The sequence below is a fragment of the Amycolatopsis mediterranei genome (genome assembly GCF_026017845.1).
Lineage (GTDB): Bacteria > Actinomycetota > Actinomycetes > Mycobacteriales > Pseudonocardiaceae > Amycolatopsis > Amycolatopsis mediterranei.
Window position 1 is genome coordinate 4,103,273 of sequence record NZ_CP100416.1, and the last position, 22,242, is coordinate 4,125,514.

The 22,242-nt window shown below is 71.0% G+C and carries 22 protein-coding genes and 2 pseudogenes; 7 read left to right on the forward strand and 17 right to left on the reverse strand.

Annotated features, from left to right (window positions below; genetic code table 11):
* Positions 1 to 60: 60 nt before the first annotated feature.
* Both ISP_RS19040 and ISP_RS19045 read right to left on the reverse strand, forming a co-directional pair.
* The gene (locus tag ISP_RS19040) at positions 61 to 1,254 is read right to left on the reverse strand and encodes a YVTN family beta-propeller repeat protein (RefSeq protein WP_013225442.1); all 1,194 of its coding nucleotides are present in this window, start codon (positions 1,252 to 1,254) and stop codon (positions 61 to 63) included.
* A gap of 4 nt (positions 1,255 to 1,258) precedes the next feature.
* Positions 1,259 to 2,029, reverse strand: coding sequence for a polysaccharide deacetylase family protein (locus ISP_RS19045; RefSeq protein ID WP_013225443.1), 771 nt, complete (start codon positions 2,027 to 2,029; stop codon positions 1,259 to 1,261).
* 223 nt (positions 2,030 to 2,252) lie between these two features.
* Here ISP_RS19045 and ISP_RS19050 point away from each other — a divergent pair, with 223 nt between their 5' ends.
* Positions 2,253 to 2,969 (forward strand): hypothetical protein, encoded by a 717-nt coding sequence (locus tag ISP_RS19050; protein WP_013225444.1) that lies wholly within the window; start codon positions 2,253 to 2,255, stop codon positions 2,967 to 2,969.
* A 316-nt stretch (positions 2,970 to 3,285) separates the two neighbouring features.
* Positions 3,286 to 4,035, forward strand: a complete 750-nt coding sequence (locus ISP_RS19055) for a hypothetical protein (RefSeq protein ID WP_013225445.1) — start codon at positions 3,286 to 3,288, stop codon at positions 4,033 to 4,035.
* A gap of 70 nt (positions 4,036 to 4,105) precedes the next feature.
* On the opposite strand, the gene ISP_RS19060 is transcribed toward ISP_RS19055, so the two are convergent.
* From ISP_RS19060 to ISP_RS19075, 4 genes and pseudogenes are all read right to left on the reverse strand, one after another.
* Complete coding sequence (locus ISP_RS19060) at positions 4,106 to 4,858, reverse strand: ATP-binding protein (RefSeq protein ID WP_013225446.1); 753 nt, start codon at positions 4,856 to 4,858, stop codon at positions 4,106 to 4,108.
* A 50-nt stretch (positions 4,859 to 4,908) separates the two neighbouring features.
* Positions 4,909 to 6,794: pseudogene (locus ISP_RS19065) on the reverse strand (CheR family methyltransferase).
* Complete coding sequence (locus ISP_RS19070) at positions 6,791 to 7,837, reverse strand: chemotaxis protein CheB (RefSeq protein WP_378249470.1); 1,047 nt, start codon at positions 7,835 to 7,837, stop codon at positions 6,791 to 6,793. Before ISP_RS19070 ends, ISP_RS19065 begins: the two are co-directional and overlap by 4 nt.
* 119 nt (positions 7,838 to 7,956) lie before the next feature.
* Positions 7,957 to 9,162, reverse strand: a complete 1,206-nt coding sequence (locus tag ISP_RS19075) for an FAD-dependent oxidoreductase (protein ID WP_013225450.1) — start codon at positions 9,160 to 9,162, stop codon at positions 7,957 to 7,959.
* Positions 9,163 to 9,317: 155 nt separating this feature from the next.
* Here ISP_RS19075 and ISP_RS19080 point away from each other — a divergent pair, with 155 nt between their 5' ends.
* The gene (locus tag ISP_RS19080) at positions 9,318 to 9,926 is read left to right on the forward strand and encodes a TetR/AcrR family transcriptional regulator (protein ID WP_013225451.1); all 609 of its coding nucleotides are present in this window, start codon (positions 9,318 to 9,320) and stop codon (positions 9,924 to 9,926) included.
* Positions 9,927 to 10,250: 324 nt separating this feature from the next.
* Here the strand turns inward: ISP_RS19080 and ISP_RS19085 are convergent.
* The 6 genes and pseudogenes from ISP_RS19085 to ISP_RS19110 form a co-directional block, all read right to left on the reverse strand.
* Positions 10,251 to 10,847: pseudogene (locus tag ISP_RS19085) on the reverse strand (tetratricopeptide repeat protein); the annotation flags it as partial.
* Positions 10,848 to 11,131: 284 nt separating this feature from the next.
* Positions 11,132 to 12,031, reverse strand: a complete 900-nt coding sequence (locus ISP_RS19090; RefSeq protein ID WP_013225453.1) for an NADP-dependent oxidoreductase — start codon at positions 12,029 to 12,031, stop codon at positions 11,132 to 11,134.
* A 54-nt stretch (positions 12,032 to 12,085) separates the two neighbouring features.
* Positions 12,086 to 12,679: a TetR/AcrR family transcriptional regulator gene (locus ISP_RS19095; protein WP_013225454.1), complete on the reverse strand. Its 594-nt coding sequence runs from the start codon at positions 12,677 to 12,679 to the stop codon at positions 12,086 to 12,088.
* A gap of 81 nt (positions 12,680 to 12,760) precedes the next feature.
* On the reverse strand, positions 12,761 to 13,927 hold the full coding sequence (locus tag ISP_RS19100) for a N(5)-(carboxyethyl)ornithine synthase (RefSeq protein ID WP_013225455.1): 1,167 nt from the start codon (positions 13,925 to 13,927) through the stop codon (positions 12,761 to 12,763).
* Between the two features lie 78 nt (positions 13,928 to 14,005).
* Positions 14,006 to 14,554, reverse strand: a complete 549-nt coding sequence (locus tag ISP_RS19105) for a carbonic anhydrase (protein WP_013225456.1) — start codon at positions 14,552 to 14,554, stop codon at positions 14,006 to 14,008.
* 26 nt (positions 14,555 to 14,580) lie between these two features.
* Positions 14,581 to 15,576: an alpha/beta fold hydrolase gene (locus ISP_RS19110; RefSeq protein ID WP_013225457.1), complete on the reverse strand. Its 996-nt coding sequence runs from the start codon at positions 15,574 to 15,576 to the stop codon at positions 14,581 to 14,583.
* A 79-nt stretch (positions 15,577 to 15,655) separates the two neighbouring features.
* On the opposite strand from ISP_RS19110, the gene ISP_RS19115 reads away from it, so the two are divergent.
* Positions 15,656 to 16,330: a TetR/AcrR family transcriptional regulator gene (locus tag ISP_RS19115; RefSeq protein ID WP_013225458.1), complete on the forward strand. Its 675-nt coding sequence runs from the start codon at positions 15,656 to 15,658 to the stop codon at positions 16,328 to 16,330.
* An 88-nt stretch (positions 16,331 to 16,418) separates the two neighbouring features.
* On the opposite strand, the gene ISP_RS19120 is transcribed toward ISP_RS19115, so the two are convergent.
* Positions 16,419 to 17,024, reverse strand: a complete 606-nt coding sequence (locus ISP_RS19120; protein WP_230468834.1) for a TetR/AcrR family transcriptional regulator — start codon at positions 17,022 to 17,024, stop codon at positions 16,419 to 16,421.
* 159 nt (positions 17,025 to 17,183) lie between these two features.
* Between ISP_RS19120 and ISP_RS19125 the strand changes: the two genes are divergently transcribed.
* Both ISP_RS19125 and ISP_RS19130 read left to right on the forward strand, forming a co-directional pair.
* On the forward strand, positions 17,184 to 18,134 hold the full coding sequence (locus ISP_RS19125) for an alpha/beta hydrolase (protein WP_013225460.1): 951 nt from the start codon (positions 17,184 to 17,186) through the stop codon (positions 18,132 to 18,134).
* 26 nt (positions 18,135 to 18,160) lie between these two features.
* Positions 18,161 to 18,628 (forward strand): cupin domain-containing protein, encoded by a 468-nt coding sequence (locus ISP_RS19130; RefSeq protein ID WP_013225461.1) that lies wholly within the window; start codon positions 18,161 to 18,163, stop codon positions 18,626 to 18,628.
* Positions 18,629 to 19,175: 547 nt separating this feature from the next.
* Here the strand turns inward: ISP_RS19130 and ISP_RS19135 are convergent.
* The 4 genes from ISP_RS19135 to ISP_RS19150 all read right to left on the reverse strand — a co-directional run bounded on the left by ISP_RS19135 (position 19,176) and on the right by ISP_RS19150 (position 21,349).
* A complete protein-coding gene (locus ISP_RS19135) occupies positions 19,176 to 19,661 on the reverse strand; it encodes a YybH family protein (RefSeq protein ID WP_013225462.1) in 486 nt (161 codons plus the stop codon).
* Complete coding sequence (locus ISP_RS19140) at positions 19,658 to 19,837, reverse strand: SRPBCC domain-containing protein (RefSeq protein WP_014466983.1); 180 nt, start codon at positions 19,835 to 19,837, stop codon at positions 19,658 to 19,660. Before ISP_RS19140 ends, ISP_RS19135 begins: the two co-directional genes overlap by 4 nt.
* A 229-nt stretch (positions 19,838 to 20,066) precedes the next feature.
* Positions 20,067 to 20,471, reverse strand: a complete 405-nt coding sequence (locus ISP_RS19145) for an STAS domain-containing protein (RefSeq protein ID WP_013225463.1) — start codon at positions 20,469 to 20,471, stop codon at positions 20,067 to 20,069.
* A 320-nt stretch (positions 20,472 to 20,791) separates the two neighbouring features.
* A complete protein-coding gene (locus ISP_RS19150) occupies positions 20,792 to 21,349 on the reverse strand; it encodes a TetR/AcrR family transcriptional regulator (protein WP_013225464.1) in 558 nt (185 codons plus the stop codon).
* A gap of 83 nt (positions 21,350 to 21,432) precedes the next feature.
* Here ISP_RS19150 and ISP_RS19155 point away from each other — a divergent pair, with 83 nt between their 5' ends.
* Positions 21,433 to 22,170 carry an SDR family oxidoreductase gene (locus tag ISP_RS19155; protein ID WP_013225465.1) on the forward strand — a complete coding sequence of 246 codons (738 nt, stop codon included), beginning with the start codon at positions 21,433 to 21,435 and terminating at the stop codon, positions 22,168 to 22,170.
* Positions 22,171 to 22,242 lie beyond the last annotated feature (72 nt).

Here is a 22,242-nt window from a genome sequence, read left to right on the forward strand (position 1 = left end):
GGGTTTCTTAAGCCGATCCACAGGCACGTCGTGGGGCACCCTTCTCCGGGTTCCGTTGGCTCACCGGGTGATGCCGGTGTGGCCCAGGGAATACCGGCCCGGCTGCGGCCAGACGCACAGGCCGTGCGGCTCGTTCCCGACGGGGATCTTCGCCAGCAGCGACCCATCCTTTGTGGACAGCACGTAGACCACCCGGTCGTAGCGGCCGGACAGCCAGAGCTGGGTGCCGTCGGCAGTCACGTTGCCCATGTCCGGGCTCCCGCCGCCCGGGATGTGCCAGGTCGTCACCGGCGCGCCGGTGTAGGCGTCGAGCACGCTGACGCTGCCCTCGTGGCGGTTGGTCACATACAGCTGCTTCGCGTCCCGTGACAGGTAGAGCCCGTGCGCGCCGCGGCCGGTCGGGATGAAGCGGAGCACCTTCGTCGCCGCGCCGTCGAGGACCCAGAGGCCGTTCGCGTCGGAGTCCGCGATGTAGTAGACCGAGCCGTCCGGCGCGAGCTTGATGTCCTGCGGGCCCATTTTCGTGTTGCGGTGCGGCATGTCGATCATCCGCAGCAGGTGGTGGGAGGCCACGTCGACGACCGCGGCGCGGCCGGCGAACTCGCACGTGAAGACCGCCGTGCGCCCGTCGGGGGAGAAGTCCGCGTGGTCGATGCCCGCGCACTCCGGCACCGGGGTTTCGTCGTGGACCTGCCAGGTGTGCGGGTCGTACCAGACCAGCTTGCGCAGCCGTTCGGCCACCGAGATCGCGTACTGCCCGTCCGGGGTGAAGTACATGTTGTACGGGTCCACCACCGGGAACGCCTTGCCGGGCAGCCCGGTCTTCGGGTCGAACGGCAGCACGTGGTCGCCGCGGTCGTCGGTGGCGTAGAGCGTGCGCAGGTCCCACGAGGGCACCACGTGCTGCAGTTCCTTGCCCGCCGGGTACTTCGCGACGACGCGGAAGGTCGCCGGGTCGATGACCCAGACGTCGCCCGAGCCGCTGTGCGGCACGTAGACCAGGGGCTTGTCGCCGGCGACCGCGGGAGAGAGCATCCCGGCGCCCGCCGCCGCGTCGACGTCGTGCGGGTCCGGGACGCCGGGCATGCCGGGCAGCGGGTTCAGCGCCGGGACCGGCGGGGTGGGCAGGTGCGGCACGGACGTGCCCGGGCCGCCGGACATGCCCGGCATGCCGGACATGTCCGAACCGGTGCCGGACGAGCAGCCGGCGGCGAGGGCGAGACTGAGGACCACGGCGGTCAGCCGGACGCGCATCCGCTTACGCCAGCAGGTCCGACGCGGTGACCGGGGTGAGGCCGCGGTCCGCCAGGGCGGTCAGGATGCCGGGGAGCGCGGCCACCGTGCCCGGGTGGCCGAGGTGCATGCTGATCACGCTGCCCGCGCGGGCCTTCGCCACCGCGGCGCGGATGGCGGCCGGCCCGGGGTCCTTCCAGTCCAGGGAGTCGATGTCGTAGGACAGCACCCGGGCGTAGCCCGCCTTGCCGGCTTCGGCGAGTTCCTCGGGGGTGGCGTGCTGGCCCTGGGACTGGCGGAAGAAGTTCCCCGGCGAGCCGGTCAGCTCGGCGAGTTTGTCCCGGCACCGCTGTATTTCCGCGTACATCGGCTCCGCCGCGTAACCCGAGAGCGCCGGGTGGCTCCAGGTGTGGTTGCCCAGCTCGTGCCCGCCGTCGCGGACCATCCGAGCGGCGTCCGGGTGCTCGGCGAGCCAGGTGCCCACCGCCAGCACGGTGATCCGGGCGCCGTGCTGGTGCACGAGGTCCAGCACCTGGCGGGTGACCTGCGGGTCGCCCGCGCCGTGGAACGTCAGCGCGACCTGCGGCCGCCCCGACGAGGAGCGGGCGAATTCGGTGGCCGGCCCCTGCGGGTGCGGCGAGGGGGAGGGCGGAGGTGTGCTCGACGGCGGCGGCGCCGCCTGCGGTGGGGTGGAACCGGCCGGAGCCGGGGTTTGCCCGGGTGTCGAGCACGCCGCCAGCGCGGCGGCGCCCAGCGTCACCCCGAACAGGCGGCGCCGGGTCAGCGGGTCGTGCACAAAACCTCCAATACGACGGACGGCGCCGACCTTGGCGCAAACCCGCTGTGAAAACGCTGAGAGACTTCCGGCGCCCGTCGGCCGGCGTTGCCTGTTCGCCGGCGCGCCGTCCGGAGGGAGGCCTGCGTGTGTCGTCGGCGGCGGTCCGGGGCCCCGGAGGCTAGGCTGGCGGCCCGCCGAACAACGGCCGGTCAGCGGCCGTTCCCGAGGAGTCACCGCCGTCATGCCAGCCGATCGGGCCGAGGCCCGCACCCGTCATGCTCGCCACCAGCGCCGCGGTGAGGCCCGCCTGCCGGCCGCCGTCGCGACCGTCGTGGCCATCGCGCTCTACGTGGCCCTGCCCGAACAACTGCTCGTCGGGCCCCGGTTCGTGGTGCCGGCGCTGGAGATCGTGCTGCTGGTGCCGCTGATCGCGATCAACCCGCGGCGCGTCACCCGGCAGACCCGGTTTTCCCGGGTCGTGTCCCTGGCGCTCGTCGTGGTCATCGGCGCCACCAACCTGGGGGCGCTCGGGCTGCTGATCCACGACCTGGTCGCCGGCGCGGCCGGCAGCGGCCAGGCCCTGCTGCTGGGTGCGCTGCAGGTGTGGCTGACGAACGTGATCGCGTTCGGCCTGGCCTACTGGGAGCTGGACCGCGGCGGCCCGGTCAAGCGCACCCAGGCCGGCCGCGCCGACCTCCCCCTGGCCGACTTCCGGTTCTCCCAGGACGAGAACGACGACGCCGTCGAGGAGGTCGCCGCGGGCTCCAGCGTCAAGTCCGACTGGGTGCCGACCCTGCTGGACTACCTGTACGTGTCGGTGACCAATTCGACGGCGTTCAGCCCCACCGACACCATGCCGCTGTCCTCGCGGGCGAAGGTGCTGATGGCGGTGCAGAGCGTCGCGGCGCTGCTGACGTCGCTGCTGGTCATCGCGCGCGCGGTCAGCGTGCTCAAGTAACGTCCGGTTGCGGCGGAGAATGTCGTTGAATGCATCGGCCCGAATGAAGACAAACGAAAGTCGGGACGCGGCTTGTGCCGGATTGGCATATTCTCGCCATATTGTCGCTCTGTCGGAAAATGGTCAACGGTTCCCTCGGTGCTATATGCACAGAGAAGTTGGTCTTGTAAATCATCGCATCGAGTGAATTTGCGGCGTGGCCCGTGGAGTGAGTGGTCGTACAGCGCGTATCGTTCGTGGTTCGCGCTGTTGATGCGGCTTGTTCCGGGAGCCGGCGGCGATCAGCTGAAGAACTAACGGAAGGCGAGCCAGGGGCGTGGACTCGCACAGCCTGCTCGACTGCGATATCTCCGGGGTGCAGGGCGCGACGGTCGTACGTCCCGTGGGCGTGCTGAACATCCACACCTACCCGGTGTTGCGTGACTGCCTGCTGAAGTGCGCGGCCGACCAGCCGCGGGCGGTGATCGTCGACCTCGGCCGGCTCGAGATCACGCACGATTTCCTGATCAGTGTGTTCGTGTCGGTGTGGATGCGGGTTTCGCAGTGGTCGACGGTGCCGCTGATGCTGGTTCCCGCTCCGGTGCACGCGGCGATGTTCGCGGGCAGCCCGACGCGTCGTTTCATCACCGTTCACGCGGGTGTCGACGCCGCGCTGGGGCTGGCGGACGAGCCGCCGCCGCGACACCGGACCGAGCTGTGGTTGCCGCCGTCGGAGCGCAGTGTCCTGGCGTCCGCGCGGTTCGTCGCCGACACCTGTCACAACTGGGGGATCGAAGCTCTGACGGCAGACGCGGTCGTGGTGGCGAACGAACTGGTGGCGAACGCCGCGCGGCACACCACCTCGCCCGCGACGCTGCGTTTGGAGCTGTGGCGGGGCAGGCTCACGGTCGCGGTCGCCGACGACGATCCACGGCCGGTGCTGTTGCCGCGGCCGGACCGCACCTCGGCGGATTCAGGGAGTGGTCTGCTGCGCGTCACCCGGCTGGCTCGGGCGGCAGGTTGTTCGCGAAGGCACTCGAGCGGCAAGGTCGTGTGGGCGGTGCTGCGCATGCCGGAGGCATGGTGACCGGGAATGGCTGTCCCGAGAAAGGCTCGACGCCCGGATGCCTGAATCGCGCGTGCCGGGTGCTGCGGTTTCAGGTGTGGTGGTCGGAGGTGAGGGTCGCCCAGACGACCTTGCCGCCGGACCAGCGGCGGCTGCTGCCCCAAGCCTGCGCGGTCTGGGCGATGATGCGCAGGCCGAGCCCGGGATCGCGCAGGTCGGTGCGCTCGAGGAGCGTCGCGGGCCGGGGACTGTCGTCGGCGACCGAGATCGTGAGCAGGTCCCGGCGGAGGTCGAGGCGCACCTCGGGTGCGGACGTGGTGTGCTGAAGCGCGTTGCCGACGAGCTCTCCGACGATCAGGGTGCCGTCGTAGACCAGCTTCGGCACGTCCCAGCTCGCCATGATCTCCCGGAGGAACGCCCGGGCGAGTTTCGTCGCGTTGTCCGTGCGGGGGAACCCCCGCAGGGCCCACCGGCGGATCGGGATCGTCTGCTGTCGTTCGGCGGCCTCCACGTCGGTGTGCACGGCGACGAACCGGTCGATGCCGGAGCGGTGGAAGGTGTCCAGGTGGTCCGGCCGGCGGGTGATGAGGGAGAAGGGAATGCCGGGCCAGTTGCCGATCCGGCGGGCGACCAGGGGAAACACGGCGGCCGGGGAAAGCTCGCTGATGCGGAGGCCGTCCACGTCGGCGATCAACCCGGGTGGTCCGTCGGCGGCGACCTTCAGCAGGCCGTCGCGCAGGAACCCGTAGCCGGAGAGGTCGAGTTCCCCGGTGACGGTGACCAGGGTGCTGGCCAGCCGGGCCGAGGGCTCCAGCGTGACACTTCGGTCACGGGGTCCGGTCACGGTCCCCTGCCGACAGCGCCGGATCGAGGTCGGGCGTCCATCGCCTCAAGCTACTCCCCGCCGAGTCCCCGCGATACCGGCTGGGCGGTGGCCGGAGTCTCCTCCATCAGCAGCAGGGCGCCCTGGCTCTGGCCGCCGGTGGACCGCAGTGCGCTGCACAGCAGCCGGACGACCGCGGGCCGGCCCCGGCGGTTGATCGCCTTCAGCGTCAGTTCGGTTTGGAAGCCGGCGTCGGCCAGTGCGTCGCGAACGGCCGGCCGAAGCTCGGTCAACGGCAGCCCGATGTCGAGGTTGAGCAGGTGCGTGCCCTCCGCCTCCTCGCGGCGGACGCCCCAGAGATCTTCGGCGCCGCGGTTCCAGGCCTTGATCCGCATTTCGGTGTCGATCACGACGATCCCGGCTTGGATCGAGGTCAGCACGGATTCCAGGAAGTCGTTCAGCTCGTCCAGTTCGATGCTGCGGTCACGGAGGGCTCGTTGATGGTCTGCAGCTCGTCGTTGGTCGACTGCAGCTCTTCGTTCATGGTTTCGAGCTCTTCGTTGGTGGACTGGAGCTCTTCGTTGGTCGTCTCCAGTTCCTCCACAGTGGACTGGAGCTCCTCGTTCGTGGTCTCGAGTTCTTCGTTCGTGGACTGGAGTTCCTCGTAGGCGGATTCGAGCCGGCGGTTGGTGTGTTCCAGTTCCAGCAGCAGCAGGTGCGCCCAGCTGACGTCGTGGAACACCACCGAGACGCCGAGCAGGCTGTTGTCCCGGCCCACCAGCGGGTTCACGTGCACTTCGTACCAGACCGTGTCGCTCCCGCGCCGCCACTCGACGTCCTTCACCCGCAGCGACCGCCGTTCCAGCCGAGCTTGCTCCACGTAGGGGCGCAGGCCGACCGGCCGGTAGGACATGTCGAGGTTCCACAGCTTGCGCCCGATGTCGCGGTCGTTGAGCCCGAACGAGAGCTCCGCCTGCCGGTTGATCAGGGCGACCACCTCGTCGGCGGTCACCACCAGCTGGGCCACCGGGCTTGCGGAGAAGGCGTGTTCCCGCAGCTCGTCCAGACCCGACACGTCGATCGGCTTCCGTCCGGGAGGACCGGGGGAGGCGAAATGGCTGTAGCCCGCCGAGCTGCCGGCGACTTTGCGGAAGACGCGCCGCTTGAGGTCGAGCGGCTCGAAGATGCGGGAGTGGCTGAGCAGCATCTCGGCCTTGCCCAGGAACATCAACCCGCGCGGCGCCAGCGCGAAGTGGAACCGCTCGAGGATCTTGGTCTGCGTCTCGGCGTTGAAGTACATCAGCGTGTTGCGGCACACGAGCAGGTCGATCCGCGAGATCGGGGCGTCCTGGACGAGGTCGTTGCGGCCGAAGATCACCGACCGGCGCAGGTCCTTGCGGAAGCTGTACCGGTTGCCCTGCAGTTCGAAGTACTGCTCCAGTTTGTCCTCGGGCAGCCCTTCGACCTCGGCCGCGGTGTAGGCCGCGTGCCGGGCCTGGGTGAGGGCTTCCTCGTCGACGTCGGTGGCGTAGATCTTGACGCGCTGCCGGAACGCGTCGACGCCGATCGCGTCGGCGAACGCGATGGCGAGGCTGTAGGCCTCCTGGCCGGCGGCGCAGCCGGCGCTCCACACGCGGATCGGCTCCGTCGGGCCGCGCTCGGCGAGCAGCGCCGGGATCGCGTGGCTGCGGAGGTATTCCCAGGCCTCCGGGTCGCGGAAGAACCCGGTGACGTTGATCAGGATGGTGTTGAACAGCGCGACGAACTCGTCGGCGTTGACCTGGAGCTGGTCGATGTACTCGGCGTAGCTCCCGGCCCCGGCCTGGGTCATCCGGCGCTGCACCCGCCGTCGCAGGCTGCTGCGCTTGTAGCCGGTGAAGTCGAAGCCTCGCGACTCTTTGAGGTACACGAGAACCGACTCGAACTCACCGTCGTCTTCCGGCTGGGGCTCCGTCACGCTCCGCACGCTACCCGCCGAACTCGTGGTGGGATCGGCCGCGCCGCGCGAGCACGGCCCGGACGACCTCGCCCCCGGTCCAGGACCGGCTGCACCCCCGGACCCGGGAAGTCCCGGCGACGGTGAAGGCACCGCCCCGCAGCTCGAGCCGAAGCCGCGGGCGCGATGTCGTGTGCACGATCGTGTTCTCGACCAGCTCGGTGGCGATCCTCGGTGTGTTCCGGCACGCCCACTGCGACTCGGGCCGGTACTGCGGTACCGGCCGTAGGTCGCCTTCGGCGTTCACGAGTGTGCCTCGGTCTCGGGGGAGAGGGACAGCAGGAACCGGCGCAGCGTTTCGGCGGCGGTCGCGCATTCCCGGTCGGTGCTGACGTAGCGGCCGGTGAGACCCGGACACCGTCACGGGCGATCCGGTCCTCCAACAGCAGAGCCGGCGAGGGCGGCTCGACCGGCCGGGTGCTCGCCGCCGTGCGGACCACGTGGTCGAGCACCTTGCCGAGCACGTCGGCCGGGTACACGTGCTCCGTGCTCACGCAGGCGAGGGCACTTTCCGGCATCCCCGGGTAAAGGGCGTCCGCCGGGTCCTGCACCATCGCGAGACCACCGCGTTCCACAACCGCGCCCAGACCGGCGGCGCCGTCGTGAAGAGCACCCGAAAGAATGACGCCGATCGCCCGTGGCCCGGCGGCGACCGCCGCGGACCGGAAGGTGGCGTTGATCGCGGGGCGGTGCCCGTTCTCGGTGGGGCCGTGGCTGAGCATGAGCGCGCCGCCGTCGATGAGCAGGTGGTGATCGGGCGGCGCCACGTGGATCACGCCCCTGGTTAGCGGCGCGGCGTGGGTCGCCTGGACCGCCCGCAACGGCCCGGCGCGGGTGAGGATCTGGGGGAGCGCGGTCGTCGCGCCGGGAGAGAGGTGCATGACCACCAGGACGGCGGCGGGAAATTCGTCGGACAGCGACCGCACGGTCTGGCACAGCGCCTCGACACCGCCTGCGGAGGCGCCGATCACCACGACATCGCGTTCGAAGGCCACGGCGGTCACCTCCTCACCCCGCCCACGGTAGCCGCCTCGGCGCCTGCGAGTAACCACCGACGGTCGGGCGCTACTGAGGTGAGGCCAGGACGGCCGGAATTTCACGGCGTCGGCGGGTGTGGCCGGCTCTACCGGTCGCGTTCGGCCCGCAATCGCCGGTATTCCGCGGCCCTGGTGCGGTAGTCCTCGTGTTCCTGCGCGTGGTCGGGGGGAAGGTGCGGTGCGTCCGGGGACGTCGTGGCGAAGAACCGCGTGAGCGCGGTGTTCGAACTCCCGGCCAGTTGCCCGGAGCGCGGGAACATCGCTGCTTCGTAGCGTGCGACAGCGTCGTCGAGGCTGTCCTCCTTCGCGATGGCGTGCGCGAGTTCCGCGCCGTCGAGCAGTGCGAGGTTCGTGCCGTGACCGCCGAAGGGGGCCATCAGGTGGGCCGCGTCGCCGATCAGGGTGAGACCGGGGACGTGGTCCCAGGTCAGTGGTGCGGGCAGGGCCCAGAAGCTGCGCTGCACGTAGTCGCCGTCGTTTTCGGTGAGCAGCGGGCGCATGATCGCGGACCACTCGCCGAACTCCTTCAGCAGGTGGGACCGGACCGCCTCGCGGTCGGTGACGTCGACCCCGGCGGCGACGTGCCAGTCGAGTTCGGCGCGGAAGGCCACGTAGCCGCGGACCACGCCGTTGCTGTTGCGCTGGACGATCACCGCGCGGCCGGCGCCGTCGGTGGAGAACATGTGGCCCTCGCCCACGATCGCGGCGACTTCGGGGTGTCTGGTGTCCACGTCGTCGAACCGGGCGTCGAAGAACTGGACGCCGAGGTACTGCGGCACCGCGTCGGTGAGCACCCGGCGAACCGCCGACCACGCGCCGTCGGCTCCGATGACGAGGTCGGCCTCCGCGTGGGCGCCGTTGGCGAACTCCAGCCGGTGCACCGCACCGCCCACCGGCGTCGCGGCGAGGAGTTTGTGGCCCCAGCGGACGGTGCCGGGCTCCAGGTGCTCGTAGAGCATGGTTCGCAGCAGGCCCCGGTCGATTTCGGGTGCTGCCTCGTCGCCCTCGGCGGGAACGAACTCGTTCAGGACCGTGCCGTGGTGGTCCCGGCGGCTCTTGGCCTGGCCCTCGACCCGGGCCAACGTCCGGAAGGCGGCCATCAGCCCGGCGTCCTCCAAGGCGATCTGGCCGCTGTCGGCGTGCAGGTCGAGCGTTCCTCCCGGGTCACGGGCGTCCACGGCGGCGTCCGCGTCGTACACGACGGGCTGGAAGCCGTGCCCCTGCAGGACTCGGGCGCACATCAAGCCGGCGGGGCCGCCGCCGATGACGGCGATGCGGGGTGGGGCCGTCATGGGTGAACCTCTTTCACGGGTGGTGCGGCGACGGTTCGTCGTAGCGGCTCGCTGCAGGCCGGACAGCCTGACCTCCACCACCCTAGGTGCTACCGTTCGAAAAGTCGAACGGTTCTACATTTAGATCCGTTCAACGCATGCGCTAAGGTGGAGACGTGACCGAGACGGGGCGCCGCGAGCGCAAGAAGGCCGCCACCCGGCAAGCCTTGGCGGACGCCGCGCTGGAACTGTTCCTGGAGCGCGGCTACGACGCGGTCGGCGTGCGGGAAATCGCCGAGGCTGCCGACGTCTCGACGGCGACGCTGTTCAAGCACTTCCCCGACGGGAAGGAAGCACTGGTCTTCGACCAGGACACCGACCGCGAGGCCGCGCTCGTCGCCGCGGTCCGCGAGCGCCCGGCCGGGCAATCCATCCCGCAGGCGCTGCGTCGGCTGCTGGGCGACGAGCGGTCCCGTCAGGTCCGCGACGACCCGCGCTTCGCCGATTTCCTCCGTCTCGTCGACACCACTCCGGCACTCCACGAATACTTTCGCCGCATGTGGGTGCGCCACGAGAAGGCGCTGTCCGCAGCGATCGCCGCGGACGCCGCGCTCCCGGAGAGCGACCCCGGCTGTCAGGCGCTGGCCCATTTCGCTCTCGAAGCCGTCACCCTCGTGCACGGACGAGACGACGCCGAGTCCGCGCTCGACCGGATCTTCACCCTCCTCGACGCCGGGTGGACCGGCATGACGAAGGAATCCGCGAGGCACGGTCACCGAACCTGACGGCGAACGCGTTCACGGACGTTCGGCCCGGCGTGCCGAACCGCCTCGTACCCGGGAACCGGTCGGTCATCGGCCAGCAGGTCGGGCCCGCGTCCGGAATCGTTCGGGATTGCGTCGCGGCCTCTGCCACCGGTGCACGCTCGGGGCCAGGCGGGAAACCCGGCCGTCGGAGGTTGACCCGATCATGAAGACGACCACCCGCACCATCGCGCTCGCCGGCACCGCGGTGCGGCTGAGCCCGGCCCGCGAAACCCGGGTTCGCCCCGGGTGGAACCGCCGCGCCACGGCGGTGGCGAGGGCACGCCGGGGGCTGCGCATCGATCGTCACCGGGTGCGGTCGGCCAAGGTCGTCCGGCTGCGCTTTTCGTCGGCGGCAAGGAGAGTGCGGAGTTCGCCGGCCTCGGGCATGCCGAGGTCGGTGTAGACGTCCAGCGCGCGCCGGTAGTGCCACCGGGCTCGAGCGGCCCGGCCTTGCGCGTGGTGCGCATGGCCGAGGCCGGCGTGGGCCCCGGCCTGCTGTTCACGCAGGCCCAGCTCCGCCGCGATCGCGTTCGCGGCGGTGTGGTGGACCTGAGCCTCGGCCGGGCGGCCCGTGACGTGCGCGGCTTCGCCCCGACCGTTCAGTGCGCTGGCTTCCCCTCTGCGGTCCCCGATCTCGCGGAACAGGGCGATGGCCTGCTGATGCTGTCCGGTGTCCAGGCCGGCGCGCGTGTGGAGGGTGCCGAGGTGGTTCAGCGTCCAAGCTTCGCCGACGGAGTTGGCGAGCTGCCGGTACCGGACCAGCGCCTGGTAGAGGTGCTCGCTCGCCTCCCCGTACCGGCCCATCCGGACCTCGACGTCACCGAGGCTGGTCAACGTCCAGGCCTCGCCGGTGCGGTCGTCGAGCTGCCGGAAGAGGGCGAGGGCCCGCGCGAGGTGCTCGGTGGCCTGTGTGGGTGGCGGCCGCCTCTTGTTCTACCGGGCCAGTGACGGTTTGGCTGTCACCGGTGTGGTGAGCAACGTCGGTGGCTTCACCAACCTGGAGACAGTCGGCGGATTCACCCCCGGTTGGACCCTCGTCACCTTGGCGTGAACCTGACGCTGGGCACCGACACGCCCTTGACGGGCGCGCCAGCGGGTCCTCGTGCGCCCCGCGGGTCACCGAACTGGACCGACTGGTCCAGTTCGGTGCGGGCCATCATGAACCGCTGCGGGCCGAGGGTGGTTCAGCTGAGATCTTGGGGGTGCAACACGATGCGCCCGTGGGTCTTGCGGTCGGTCAGGGCCTGATAGGCGTCGCGCACGGCGGTGAGTGGGTACGTTGCGGCGATGGGGATGTGCAGGTCGCCGGTGGCGGCGAGGGTGGCCAGTTCGGCCAGTGCCGGGAGTCCGCCGGCATCGGTCGTCCCGAGGGATTTGACGCCCTTCTCCTTCGCGCCGCGGTAGTCGACGACGGTGTCGATGCGGTCTGCCGGAACGCCGAGGTCGATGGCGAGGTCGAGGTAGCCGCCACCGACGGTGTCGATGAAGGCGTCGGCTCGGTCGGTCGCGGCGAGGATCCGTTCCTGTTCGCCGTCGCCGTACCGGACGGGCTCGACGCCGTGGTGCCGGAGCAGGTCGAAATGCGCGTCGCCGGCCAGGCCGATCACCCTCGCGCCGGCACGGAGGGCGAGCTGGGCGGCGGTGAACCCGACGCCGCCCGATGCGCCCGAGATCACGATGGTCTCGCCCGGCCGGGGTTCGACCGCCCGTGTGGCGCCGAGGCCCGCCATCGGTGTGGTGCAGAGCGAGCCCGCCACGTCCCAGGAGAGGTCGTGGGGCTTGCACACCAGCTGGTCTGCGGGGACGGCGACGAACTGGGCGTGGGCATCCCAGCTCTGGAGCCGGCCCAGCACCGCGTCACCGACGGCGAAGCCGGGCACGTCGGCACCGATCGCCACGACTTCACCGGCGAGATCGCGGCCCGGCGTGTACGAACTGCCGTGCAGCGCCGGTAACGCCCCGGGGTTGAGCGCACCGGCTTCGACCCGCACGACCACTTGGCCCGGCCCGGCCGCTGGCTCGGGGACGTCCGCCAGGTAGATCCCGTCGATGCCCGAAAAACGGTCGTACCGCACTGCTTTCATCGTGTCTCCCGGTTTGCGCGTGATTCGAGTCGGCCGGATCGCGGGTGAGGGCACTCAGGGGCGGCGCAGGAGTGGCATGAGGATGTCGTCGACGAGATGCGCAACGAAGTCCGCGTCGCACGGCTCGCCCACGACCACGACGCGATGCAAGATCACCGCGGGTGCGACCTCGGCGAACAGCGCTGCCGCCCCGGGTGTCAGCCGCTCGGCCGCAAGTCCGTCCGTCATCGCGGACTGGTCCTGCCGCAGGATGTGCCGCATCTCCTGGGCGAGCCGCACGTCGGTGCGCATGCCGGTGAACATGGCCCCGAGCAGACCCACGTCCTGTTCGGAAATGCTCCGCGCGAGCCAGGTCGCCAGGGAATGCACGTCCTCCCGGAGACTCTCGCCCTCGGGCTGTGGAGGCTTCGCGGGTGCACGGTGCTCGATCGCCGCGGTGACCAGTGCCGCCTTGTCGCGGTACCGGCGGTAGATCGTCGTCTTCGCCGCCCCGGAACGCCCGGCCACCGCCTCGATCGAGAGCTGCTCGTACCCGACCTCGGTCAGCAGTGACAGTGTCGCGTCAAGAATGGCCAGGTCGCGGGTGTGATCCCGCGGCCGTCCCGTCGCCGGGGGCCGAGTCACGTCGCCGGACGCCAAAGTGCTCACCCGCTCCTTTCGCTACGCTACGGCCGCGTATCGAAAGTACCTCGAGCCTGTTCCGGCGCGCAACCCGCGGCGTTCACCGTGCTACGCGGTCGCCGGCGCTCGGCGGGGGTGCGGGTAGTCCGGCGCGCGGTGCTGGAAGGACAGGATCGCGGGGTTCCGGATCGTGCCGTCCCGGATTTCGACCGCGCGGCGGACGGTTTCGTGACCGTCCCATGTGGAGGGTCCGGAAAGGACCGGCCGCAGGTGCGGCAGCAGGGCTTCGCTGATCTCCCAGGTGGCCGAGTTCCACAGGTACGACGGGCTGTGGTCGACGGCGTAGTAGGTGATGTCGTCGCCGACCGGGAACGTCGGCCGGGAGAACGTCGTGGGCCGGGCCCAGCTGAAGCCCATGCCTTCGTCGCAGGAGACGTCGACGATGAGGCTGCCGGGCGCGAACGCGGCGAGGTCGTCCTCGATGAGGAAGGTCAGCGGGGCGGCGGTGTCCTGCAGCACGCAGTTGACGACCACGTCGTGCTCGGCGAGGAACCCGGCCAGCGGCACCCGGCCGTGGTCGGTGACGGCGTGGCTGCGGCGGAGGTCGCCCGGGTGGCTCGCGTCGTGGTCGAGGTGCACCATCGTCGCGGAATGGATCGGTGCGCCGACCGCGCTGAGGCCGCGGGCGGTGAGGACGTCGACGTCGTGGATCCCGTGGGCGTTCAGCGCGGTGACCGAGCCGCGCGCCGTCGCACCGAAGCCGATCACCACGGCCCGCAGCCGCCGGCCGTAGTCGCCGGTCGACCCGATCAGCTGCAGGGCGTGCAGGACCGAGCAGTAGCCGGCCAGCTCGTTGTTCTTGTGGAACACGTGCAGGCCGAACGAGCCGTCGCGCCGCCAGTGGTTCATCGCCTCGAAGGCGATCACGGTCAGTTGCCGGTCGATGGCGAGCTGGGTCAGCTCGGCGTCCTGCACGCAGTGCGGCCAGCCCCACAGCACCTGGCCCGCCCGCAGTTCGGCGACGTCTTCTCGCAGTGGTTTGGCCAGCAGGATGACGTCGCACTCGGCGATGAGCTGCTCGCGCGTCCGCAGCCCCGCGACGGCGTCCGCGAGGCGCTCGTCGGGCACGCCGAAGGGTTTGCCGTAGCCGTGTTCGAGGTAGATGGTCTTGCGGAGATCGGCGTCGATCCGGTCGAAGTGGTGCGGGTGGATCGGCAGCCGCCGTTCGTTTTCTTTCCGCGAATGCGCGATGACGCCGAGACTGAGCTGGTGCACGGTGGCCCCTTTGCTAGGAGCCAGTCTTAACACACCCAGCGCAGTCGTCGTGTACGCAGGGTGTGTTCGCCCATGGGTTCAGGAATCCTCCGGTTCCCGGCTGTCCACGACAGTGGTGACCCGGCCGGTCGCGACGTCGTACACGTGGCCGGAGACGCTCACCTTCCCGGTGAGCACCGGCGCGGTGAGCAAGCGTTCGACGTCCGTGCGGACGGTCAGGTGCGGGTCGGTGACGACGGAGGCTTCCAGCGCCGCCTCCGCGATGTGGGTCGCTTCGGCGGCTCGGTGCCGGAACGCGGGGTCGGCCAGCAGGCCCGTCCCGCACTGCGTGTGGTGGATGACCGCGACTTCGGGGCGCAACCCGGCTGTGCCTTGGCCACCGGAAATCTGCTGGACGAGGTAGGCCAGGTACGCGATGTCGTCGATGACGGCCTGGTTGACGCGTCCGCCCGCGTTGCGGATGACGGGCGCGTCGCCGAGCCGGAGCCCGAGGACGATCGCGGGGTCGACCCGGTGATCGAGGCACGTCACCACGATCGATCGCGTGGCGGGCAGGCCGAGCGTCGCGGGAGCGTAGGTGCGGGCGAACTCTTCGTTCCGGTCGAGCAGGGCGGCGATTCTGGTCATGGTGGTCCTTCCGTCGTGAGCGTGCGTCATCGGTTGGTGGTGGCCGCCGTGCCGACGCCGTGGCGTTCGGCGACGCGGTGGATCGCGGCGGCGAGCAGGTCCGGGTGTTCGCTCGTGGTCAGGTGACCGCCGGGGAAGGTCAGGATCTCGGCCTCGGGCACGCGTTCGCGCGTGGCCTGGATCTGCCGGTGCTCGTAGGGGTCCTCGTCGCTGCCGCCGACTGAGAACGGGATCGAGCCGTGCAGGGCGCGGGCGATCGCGGCGAGATCCCAGCGCTGGGCGTTGCGGCGGTGCTCCGCGACGAATCCCGCCGCGTCGTGCAGGAACGCCGCGCCGTCGTGCCGGGTGACCGCCGACCACATTTCGGTCAGTTCGGCCGCGGAGGGGCGGTAGCCGCGGGCGTACATGCGGGCCTGGACCATGGCCGAGGCGAACACGCGCGACGATCGCTGCGCCTGCCGCATGCCGAGCGCGCCCAACGGGGTGCGGAGCAGCGGCGTGCCCCGCCACGGGTGGGTGTGCGCGTCGGCGAACAAGCCGCCGTTCACCATGAACACGGCCGCGATGACGGGGGTGCCGTCGGTCCGCGCCAGCTTGCGGCGGAGGATTTCCAGCACCGCGAGCGAGGTGTAGTCGAAGGTGACGACCACGGTGCGGCGCACGCCGTGGTGCCGCCACAACGCCTCGACCAGGTCGGCCCGCTCGACCGTGGAGTACGCGTAGCCGCGGGGCTTGTCCGAGTCGCCCTGGCCGACCGGCTCCACGTAGAGGCGCGGCCCGAGGGTGCCGCCGAGGATCCGGTCCACCTGGGCCCAGCCGTAGGAGCCGTCCGGGAAACCGGGCAACAGGGTCAGCCAGACGTCGTCCGCACCGGGTTTCGCGGCCGCAACGCGCTCGAAGACCCGCAGCGCGCCCGGTTCCGCGGCGGCTTCCTGCTCGGTCAGGACGCGCGCGGTTTCCGGGTGGTACCGGATTCGCCGGCCGCCCGCGAACCACTCGGCGGCCGTGACGATGCCGTTCATCGGTGCTCCCTTCGCCGTTAGTGGACGCTGTCCACCATAGGGCGATTAGTGGACGCTGTCCACAAGTTATCCTTCGCCCGTGACGACCAATGGGCCTTCGGCGGAGAAGCACCCGGCGCAGCGGCGGCGGCCGCGCGGCGCCGTCCGCGAAGGCCTGGTCGCCGCGGGGGTGGAGATGGCCAGGACCGGCGGCCCGGACGCGGTGGTGCTGCGGGAGGCGACCCGGATCGTGGGCGTGGTGCCGAACGCCGCCTACCGGCACTTCGCCGACCGCGACGAGCTCCTGGCCGAGGTCTGCCTGGCGGCGATGCGCGAACTGGCCGGCCGGATGGCCGCCGGCGTCGCCCGGGTCGAGGGGGAGCGCGGGGACCCCGTCGCCGCACGCCTGCGGCTGTACGCGATCGGCGTCGCCTACCTGGAGTTCGCCCGCGAGCAACCGGGACTGTTCGCCACCGCGTTCTCCCTGCCCCAGCAGCACGGCTACGACATGCCGGGCACCGAACCCGGGCCGCCACGGACCCCCCTCGGCCAGCTGCGCGCCGCGCTCGACGAACTGGTCGACGCGGGCGTGCTCGACGAGGGGCGCCGCGACGGTATCGAGTACCCGATCTGGTCCGCCGTGCACGGACTGGCCGTGCTCGCCGGGCAGGGTCCGTTGCGTGACTTGCCGGCCCCGGCCCGTGAGCACCTCGAGAACCTCACCATGGCGTTCCTCGACCACGGGATCGGCAGCGTCGATCAGCCGGCCGAGTAGCCCGGCCGGCACACCTGTCGTGGTGGTTCTTCGGGCCGGCCGCCGGGGGAGTGGCCTTCGACGAAGTCCGGGTCGTGGTAGCCGCGGTTCAGCGGCCGGGATCCGGCCGGCCGGGGCGGTTCAGGAGACCGGTGAGGTAGATGTCCGCTTGGCGGCGGGCGGTGGGTTTCCAATCCGGGACGTGGGGGAGACCCTGCGCCAGCAACGCGCCGAAGCTGACGATGTCGGCCCTGGTCACGTCGGCCCGGATCGTGCCGTCGTCTCGTCCTTGTTCGAGGATCGAGCCCAGTGTCCGGTGGGCTTCGTCCCGGAGCGCGACGGTGGCTTGGTCGGCGGGTGCCGGGCCACCGTGCATCGGCAGCACGAGGTCCGATCCGTGCTCGATGGTGCGTTCGAGGAAGAAGCGGATCCGCTCGATCGGGGGTCCGTCGAGGGCCGCGGCCCGGCGGGCGGTCTCCAGCACCAGCTGGAAGGACCGGTGCGTCAAGGCGCCGAGCAGCGCGTCCCGCGAGGGGTAGTGGCGGTAGACGGTCCCGACGCCGACCCCGGCGTCCGCCGCGATAGTGGCCATCGGGACCGCGGTCCCGTCCCGGCGGACCGCGGCGGCGGCGGCCGCCAGGACCCGGTCGCGGTTGTCGATCGCGTCCCGCCGCAGCTCCCGGCGCCTGCCCGGTCCGCCTTTGCTCTCGCTCACGGCTCCGATCATCGCAGTTCGGTGCGTCGCCGGAGTCGTTGACAACCGATTAGCCGGACGATATCGTCCGTTTATTGCGCCTGAGCGCAGCCGAGTCCGTGTCCTGGTCCCGATCACCGTCGATCCGGTCCGTACGAATCTCCGGAGAGCAGGACCGTCGTGACGTTCACCGTCGACCCTCAGGTCGCCGCGATCCTGGCCCCGATGGCCGAAGCCATGGCCGCCACACCGCACCCCGCCGTGGGCGACATCGCGACCCGGCGCGTCGCGCTGGAAGCGGTGATGGCCGAGACCGCGGCGCTGCAGCCCACCCCGGCCGACGTGACGGTCACCGGCTTCCACGCGGTCGCCGGTGACGGCACGAAGGTGCTGCTGCGCTGGTACGCCAAGGACGGCGCCGCCCCCGGCTCGGCCGCGTTGTACCTGCACGGCGGCGGGATGATCCTGGGCAGCGTCGAGCTCTACGACGCGCCGATCGCCCGGTACGTGTCCGCGAGCGGGGTGCCGATGCTGGCCGTCGACTACCGGCTCGCGCCCGAACACCCCGACCCGACGCCGGTCGAGGACGTCTACACCGGACTGAAGTGGCTCCACGACCACGCCGCCGAACTCGGCGTCGACCCGGCCCGGATCGCCGTGATGGGTGACAGCGCGGGCGGCGGCCTGGCCGCCGGGGTGACACTGCTGGCCCGCGACCGCGGCGGGCCGGCGGTGGCGCGCCAGATCCTCGTCTTCCCGATGCTCGACGACCGCACGACGACGCCGGACCCGGAGCTGGTCCCGTTCGCGACCTGGACCTACGAGGACAACGTCACCGGGTGGTCGGCACTGCTCGGTGACCGGGCCGGCGGCCCCGACGTCTCGCCGTACGCCGCCGCGGCGCGGGCGAGCGACCTCACGGGCCTGCCGCCGACGTACCTCGAGGTGGGCCAGCTCGACATCTTCCGCGACGAAGACCTCGACTACGCCCGCCGGCTCGGTGCGGCCGGCGTCGACGTGGAGTTCCACCTGCACCCCGGGGTGCCGCACGAGTTCGAAACGTTCGCCTGGGACACCGACGTCGCCCGTCGCGCGGTCGCCGACCGCCTGCGTGTCCTCGGTTCCCTCTGACTGTCCACTTCGAACGGAGCCGCCCGATGAGCATGGCCTACCTCGCCCAGCCCGGCCAGCAGCAGAAACTGGAGTGGCTCGACGGCGGCACGCTGTCGATCCTGCTCGACGGCGCGGCCACCGACGGCCAGCTGATGGTCGGCCGGTTCGACGTCGCCAAGGGCGAAGCGCCCCCGTTTCACCTGCACACCAGGGAAGACGAAGTCTTCATGCTCATCAAGGGCACGGCGCTGGTCTGGGTGGGCGAGGAGGAGATGGAGCTCGCCGAGGGCGGCATCGTCTTCCTGCCCAAGAACATCCCGCACGCTTACCGCATCACGTCCACGACGGCGGACCTGCTGATGATCAACACCCCGGCGGGCATCGAGGGCATGTTCCGCCACGCCGGCCGCGACCGGGCCGAACCCCGGCCGGACGGATTCGAGATCTCCCCGGCCCGGATGGCCGAGGCGGCGGAGAAGTTCGGGAACGTCATCGTCGGCCCGCCGCGCTGACATCGGTTTCCCGGGCGGGCCCGGGGTGGATCCCGCTCACGGTGGCCGAGTTGGACGTGCAGCCGAGCAGGCGGCCACGTCGGTTGCCCGGGTTGGCAGGGATCATCCGAACACGCACGGCAGCTGGTTCGGTCACACGGTTCGAACGCCTGGTTTCCAGCGCGTTTCGGTGGCGGAACCCGGCCGTCCGGGGGGTTCACTCAGTGTCGTGACCGGTGACTTCGCTCCGCCCGCCGACCTGGCTGACCGCGTCGGCCGGGTGTGGCGGCGCAGCGGGGAGCTGCCGCCCGCGTTGCCGCAACCGTTCGTGGACCTGCTGGTTTTCGCGGACGGTTCGTTGTGGTTGACCGGACCGGAGATCGAGGCCGGGACCGGGAGCCTGACCGAGCTCTTGACGGGGGTGCGGCTGCGGCCGGGGACGTGTGCCTCGGTGCTGGGGATCGCCGCGGACGAAGTGCCGTTGGCGGGGATGCCGTTCCCCGGTTCGGGGCTCGGCGACGCGTGGCGCGCTTTGCGCACCGTCCCGGCCGGCCGATCGGGTGGTGGGTCAGGTGCTCCAGGCCGTGCGCACGGCCCCCGGGACGCCGGTGTCCCGGCACGCGGCGGTACCGGACTCGGGCTGCAGCCGGGTGAGTGCCTCGCCGGTCGCGCCGTCGAACGGCACCGAACTGTGTTCGTGGACGATCTTCCAGCCGTGGTCGTCGCGGCGGAGCCCGGCGGTCGAACGTACCCACATCGCCACGTCGGTTCCGTCCAGCATGGTCCCGCGTACGTGGAACAGGTAGGACGCGAACGCGACGTCGCCGTCGGCGACCACGTCCAGGTCGCGGATGTCCAGCTCGATCGCGGACCGGTAGGCGCCGAACCACTCCCGCAACCGGGCCCGTTCCGCGTCCCGGCCGGTGTCGCGGAGAGGACCAACCGCGTCGAACAGCGTGACGTCCTCGGCGTAGCAGGCCAGGAGGGCGTCCACGTCCTTGGCCGCCACGGCCGCGACGCGGGCCTCGATCACCGACCGCGGGCCGGCGGTCACTTCAGCTCCTCGCCGAGCTTGTCCAGCCAGTCGCCGCCGGTGCGGAAGTCCAGTTCGTGGGTTTCCCCGCCGAACCAGCGGGCTTTCGCGGCGGGGTCCGCCCAGGCGCCGAATACCCGTGCGGGGGCCGCGTGGTAGGTGCGTTCCAGGGTGAACGTGGCGTGCGTGACGGTCATGAGGCAGTTCCTTCCGAGTCACCTGGCTCGAGCAAGTCCCGGAGCCGGTCCAGCGGCTCGCCATGGTTAAGCATGTACTTAAGTTAACCTCGACAGGGTTCATTGGTCAAGTAACTACTTAACCTTTGGGGCGCGATCGGACCGGAAACTGGGCTACTGATCGACGTCGGGCAAGCCGAGTGCGGTCGTCGTGTCACCGGTTGCCGCAGGAGCGAGCCTTCAGGGTTGCTCAGCGCAGACGGGCCGCCAGCGCCAGCCAGGTCTCGGCCTCGGTGCGGCCGGCGTGGAGGGGCAGGACGCGGTCGAGTTGCAGCAGCTTGATCGGGCGGATCACCGCCCGTTGGGTGGTGATGATCGCGCACGGGATGCCGCGGGCGTGGGCGTTGGTGACGGCTTCGAGCAGGGCTGACAGGCCACCGGAGGAGCAGAAGCCGACCGCGTCGAGGTCGATGATCAGCGCGAGGGGGCGCGACTTCAGTGCGTCGTCCAGCTGATCCCGCAGGCGCGGCGTGGTGGCCAGGTCGAGATGGCCGGTGACCGTCACCGTCGAAGCGTCCGCCGTGGTGGTCACGGCGATGTTCGTGCGTGCGCAGTGAACTGCGTCGATGTCGCTGATGGTGGCGGTGCCGGGCATGGGTGGCCTCTCGTTGGTGCGGAAGGAGGCCTGGTGCGCCATGCCACCCTCGCGCTGCCGGGCCGCCAGTGGGCAGGCCGGACCGGAGTTCGGTGGCGGCTGGTGGCTCAACCGCTGCGTCGCGCCCTCGAGGTTGTGCCCGAGGGGCGGCGACGCCGTGGCCCGAAGCTGCGCAAGGCGCTGTCCGGGCGAACCTCTATTGCCCACCCCGCGGGGAACTCAACCAGTCCCCGTGCCGAAGGCCGCGCCCCGGCGCACTTCGCCGGAGTTCGGTCAGCCTGCGTAGCGTGCTGGGCGGGCAATGCCCGGGCGGCGCGGGGTCAAGCGCGCAGGCCGTCGACGATCACGGCCACGATCCTGGGTGCCCGCTCGTCCCACTCGGCTTCGGGGATCCGCGACAGCGCCCCGAGCAGCAGGATGACGTCGGCGGCGTCGACGCCGCCACGGATCTCCCCGGCTGCTTTTCCCTGGTCCAGCAGCGTTTCGAGCGCTTCGTCGAGCCGGTGGTGCTGGCCGGAGTAGAGGTCTTGCCACACCGGGACCTCGATCGCCGCCATGACGCCGCGTTTGACCCGCGCGTACTCGACCAGCCGGTCCAGCCACCGGGTCAGCGCGTCGAGCGGGGAGTGCTCCGCCAGCAGGGGCGCCACGGTGTCGACGAGCTGGGTCAGCTCGGCCCGGTACACCTCCGCCAGCAGGTGCTCGCGCGTGGGGAAGTGCCGGTACAGGGTGCCCTGCCCGACGCCTGCGGCTTTGGCGACCCGATGCAGCTTCAGGCCGTCGGTCGCGCCGTTGGACTCGCTCAGTTCCGCCCGCGCGACCTCGACGATCCGGTCCCGGTTGGCGACGGCGTCCGAACGGCGCTCACGTCCGGCCACGGCACTCTCCTCGCATAAGTGGACAAGTGTCCGGTACGGTCGAGACCAACCGGACACTTGTCAGCTTAGTGGAGGCACGCACGATGAACGGACTGGACAAGGTCGTCGCGATCACCGGCGCGAGCAGCGGGATCGGCGAAGCGACCGCGCGGGAACTCGCCGGCCGCGGCGCGGCGGTCGTGCTCGGCGCCCGGCGCACCGACCGGCTGGAAGCGCTCGCCCAAAAGATCCGGGGCGACGGCGGCCGCGCGGAAGTGCTGGACATCGACGTGACGCGGCGCGCCGACCTCGAGCGGCTCGTGGCGCTCGCCGTCGACCGCTTCGGCCGCCTCGACGTCCTGGTCGGCAACGCCGGCGTCGCCCGGATCGCGCTGGTGGCCGACCTGGACGTCGACGCCTGGGACGCGATGATCGACGTCAACCTCCGCGGCGTCCTGCACGGCATCGCCGCCGCGCTCCCGGTGTTCCGCACGCAGGGCCGCGGTCACTTCGTCACGACCGTCTCGACGTCGGGACTCAAGATCGTCCCGACCCAAGCCGTCTACGCGGGGACCAAGAACGCCGTGCGCACGCTGCTGGAGGCGCTGCGCCAGGAGTCCACCGACGGTGTCCTGCGCACGACGTCGATCTCCCCGGGGTTCGTGCGCACCGAACTCGTCGACCACGTCGAGGACCCCGCGCAGCGCGAGCAGGCCCAGCAGGCGATGGCGACGCTCGGCATCAGCCCCGACGCCGTCGCGCGCGCGGTCGCGTTCGCCATCGAGCAGCCGGACGACGTCGAGATCGGCGACCTGACCATCCGGCCCACCCGGCAGGGCTGAGCAAGGACGCTGAGCAAGGACGCTGAGCAAGGACGCTGAGCAAGGACGCTGAGCAAGGACGCTGAGCAAGGA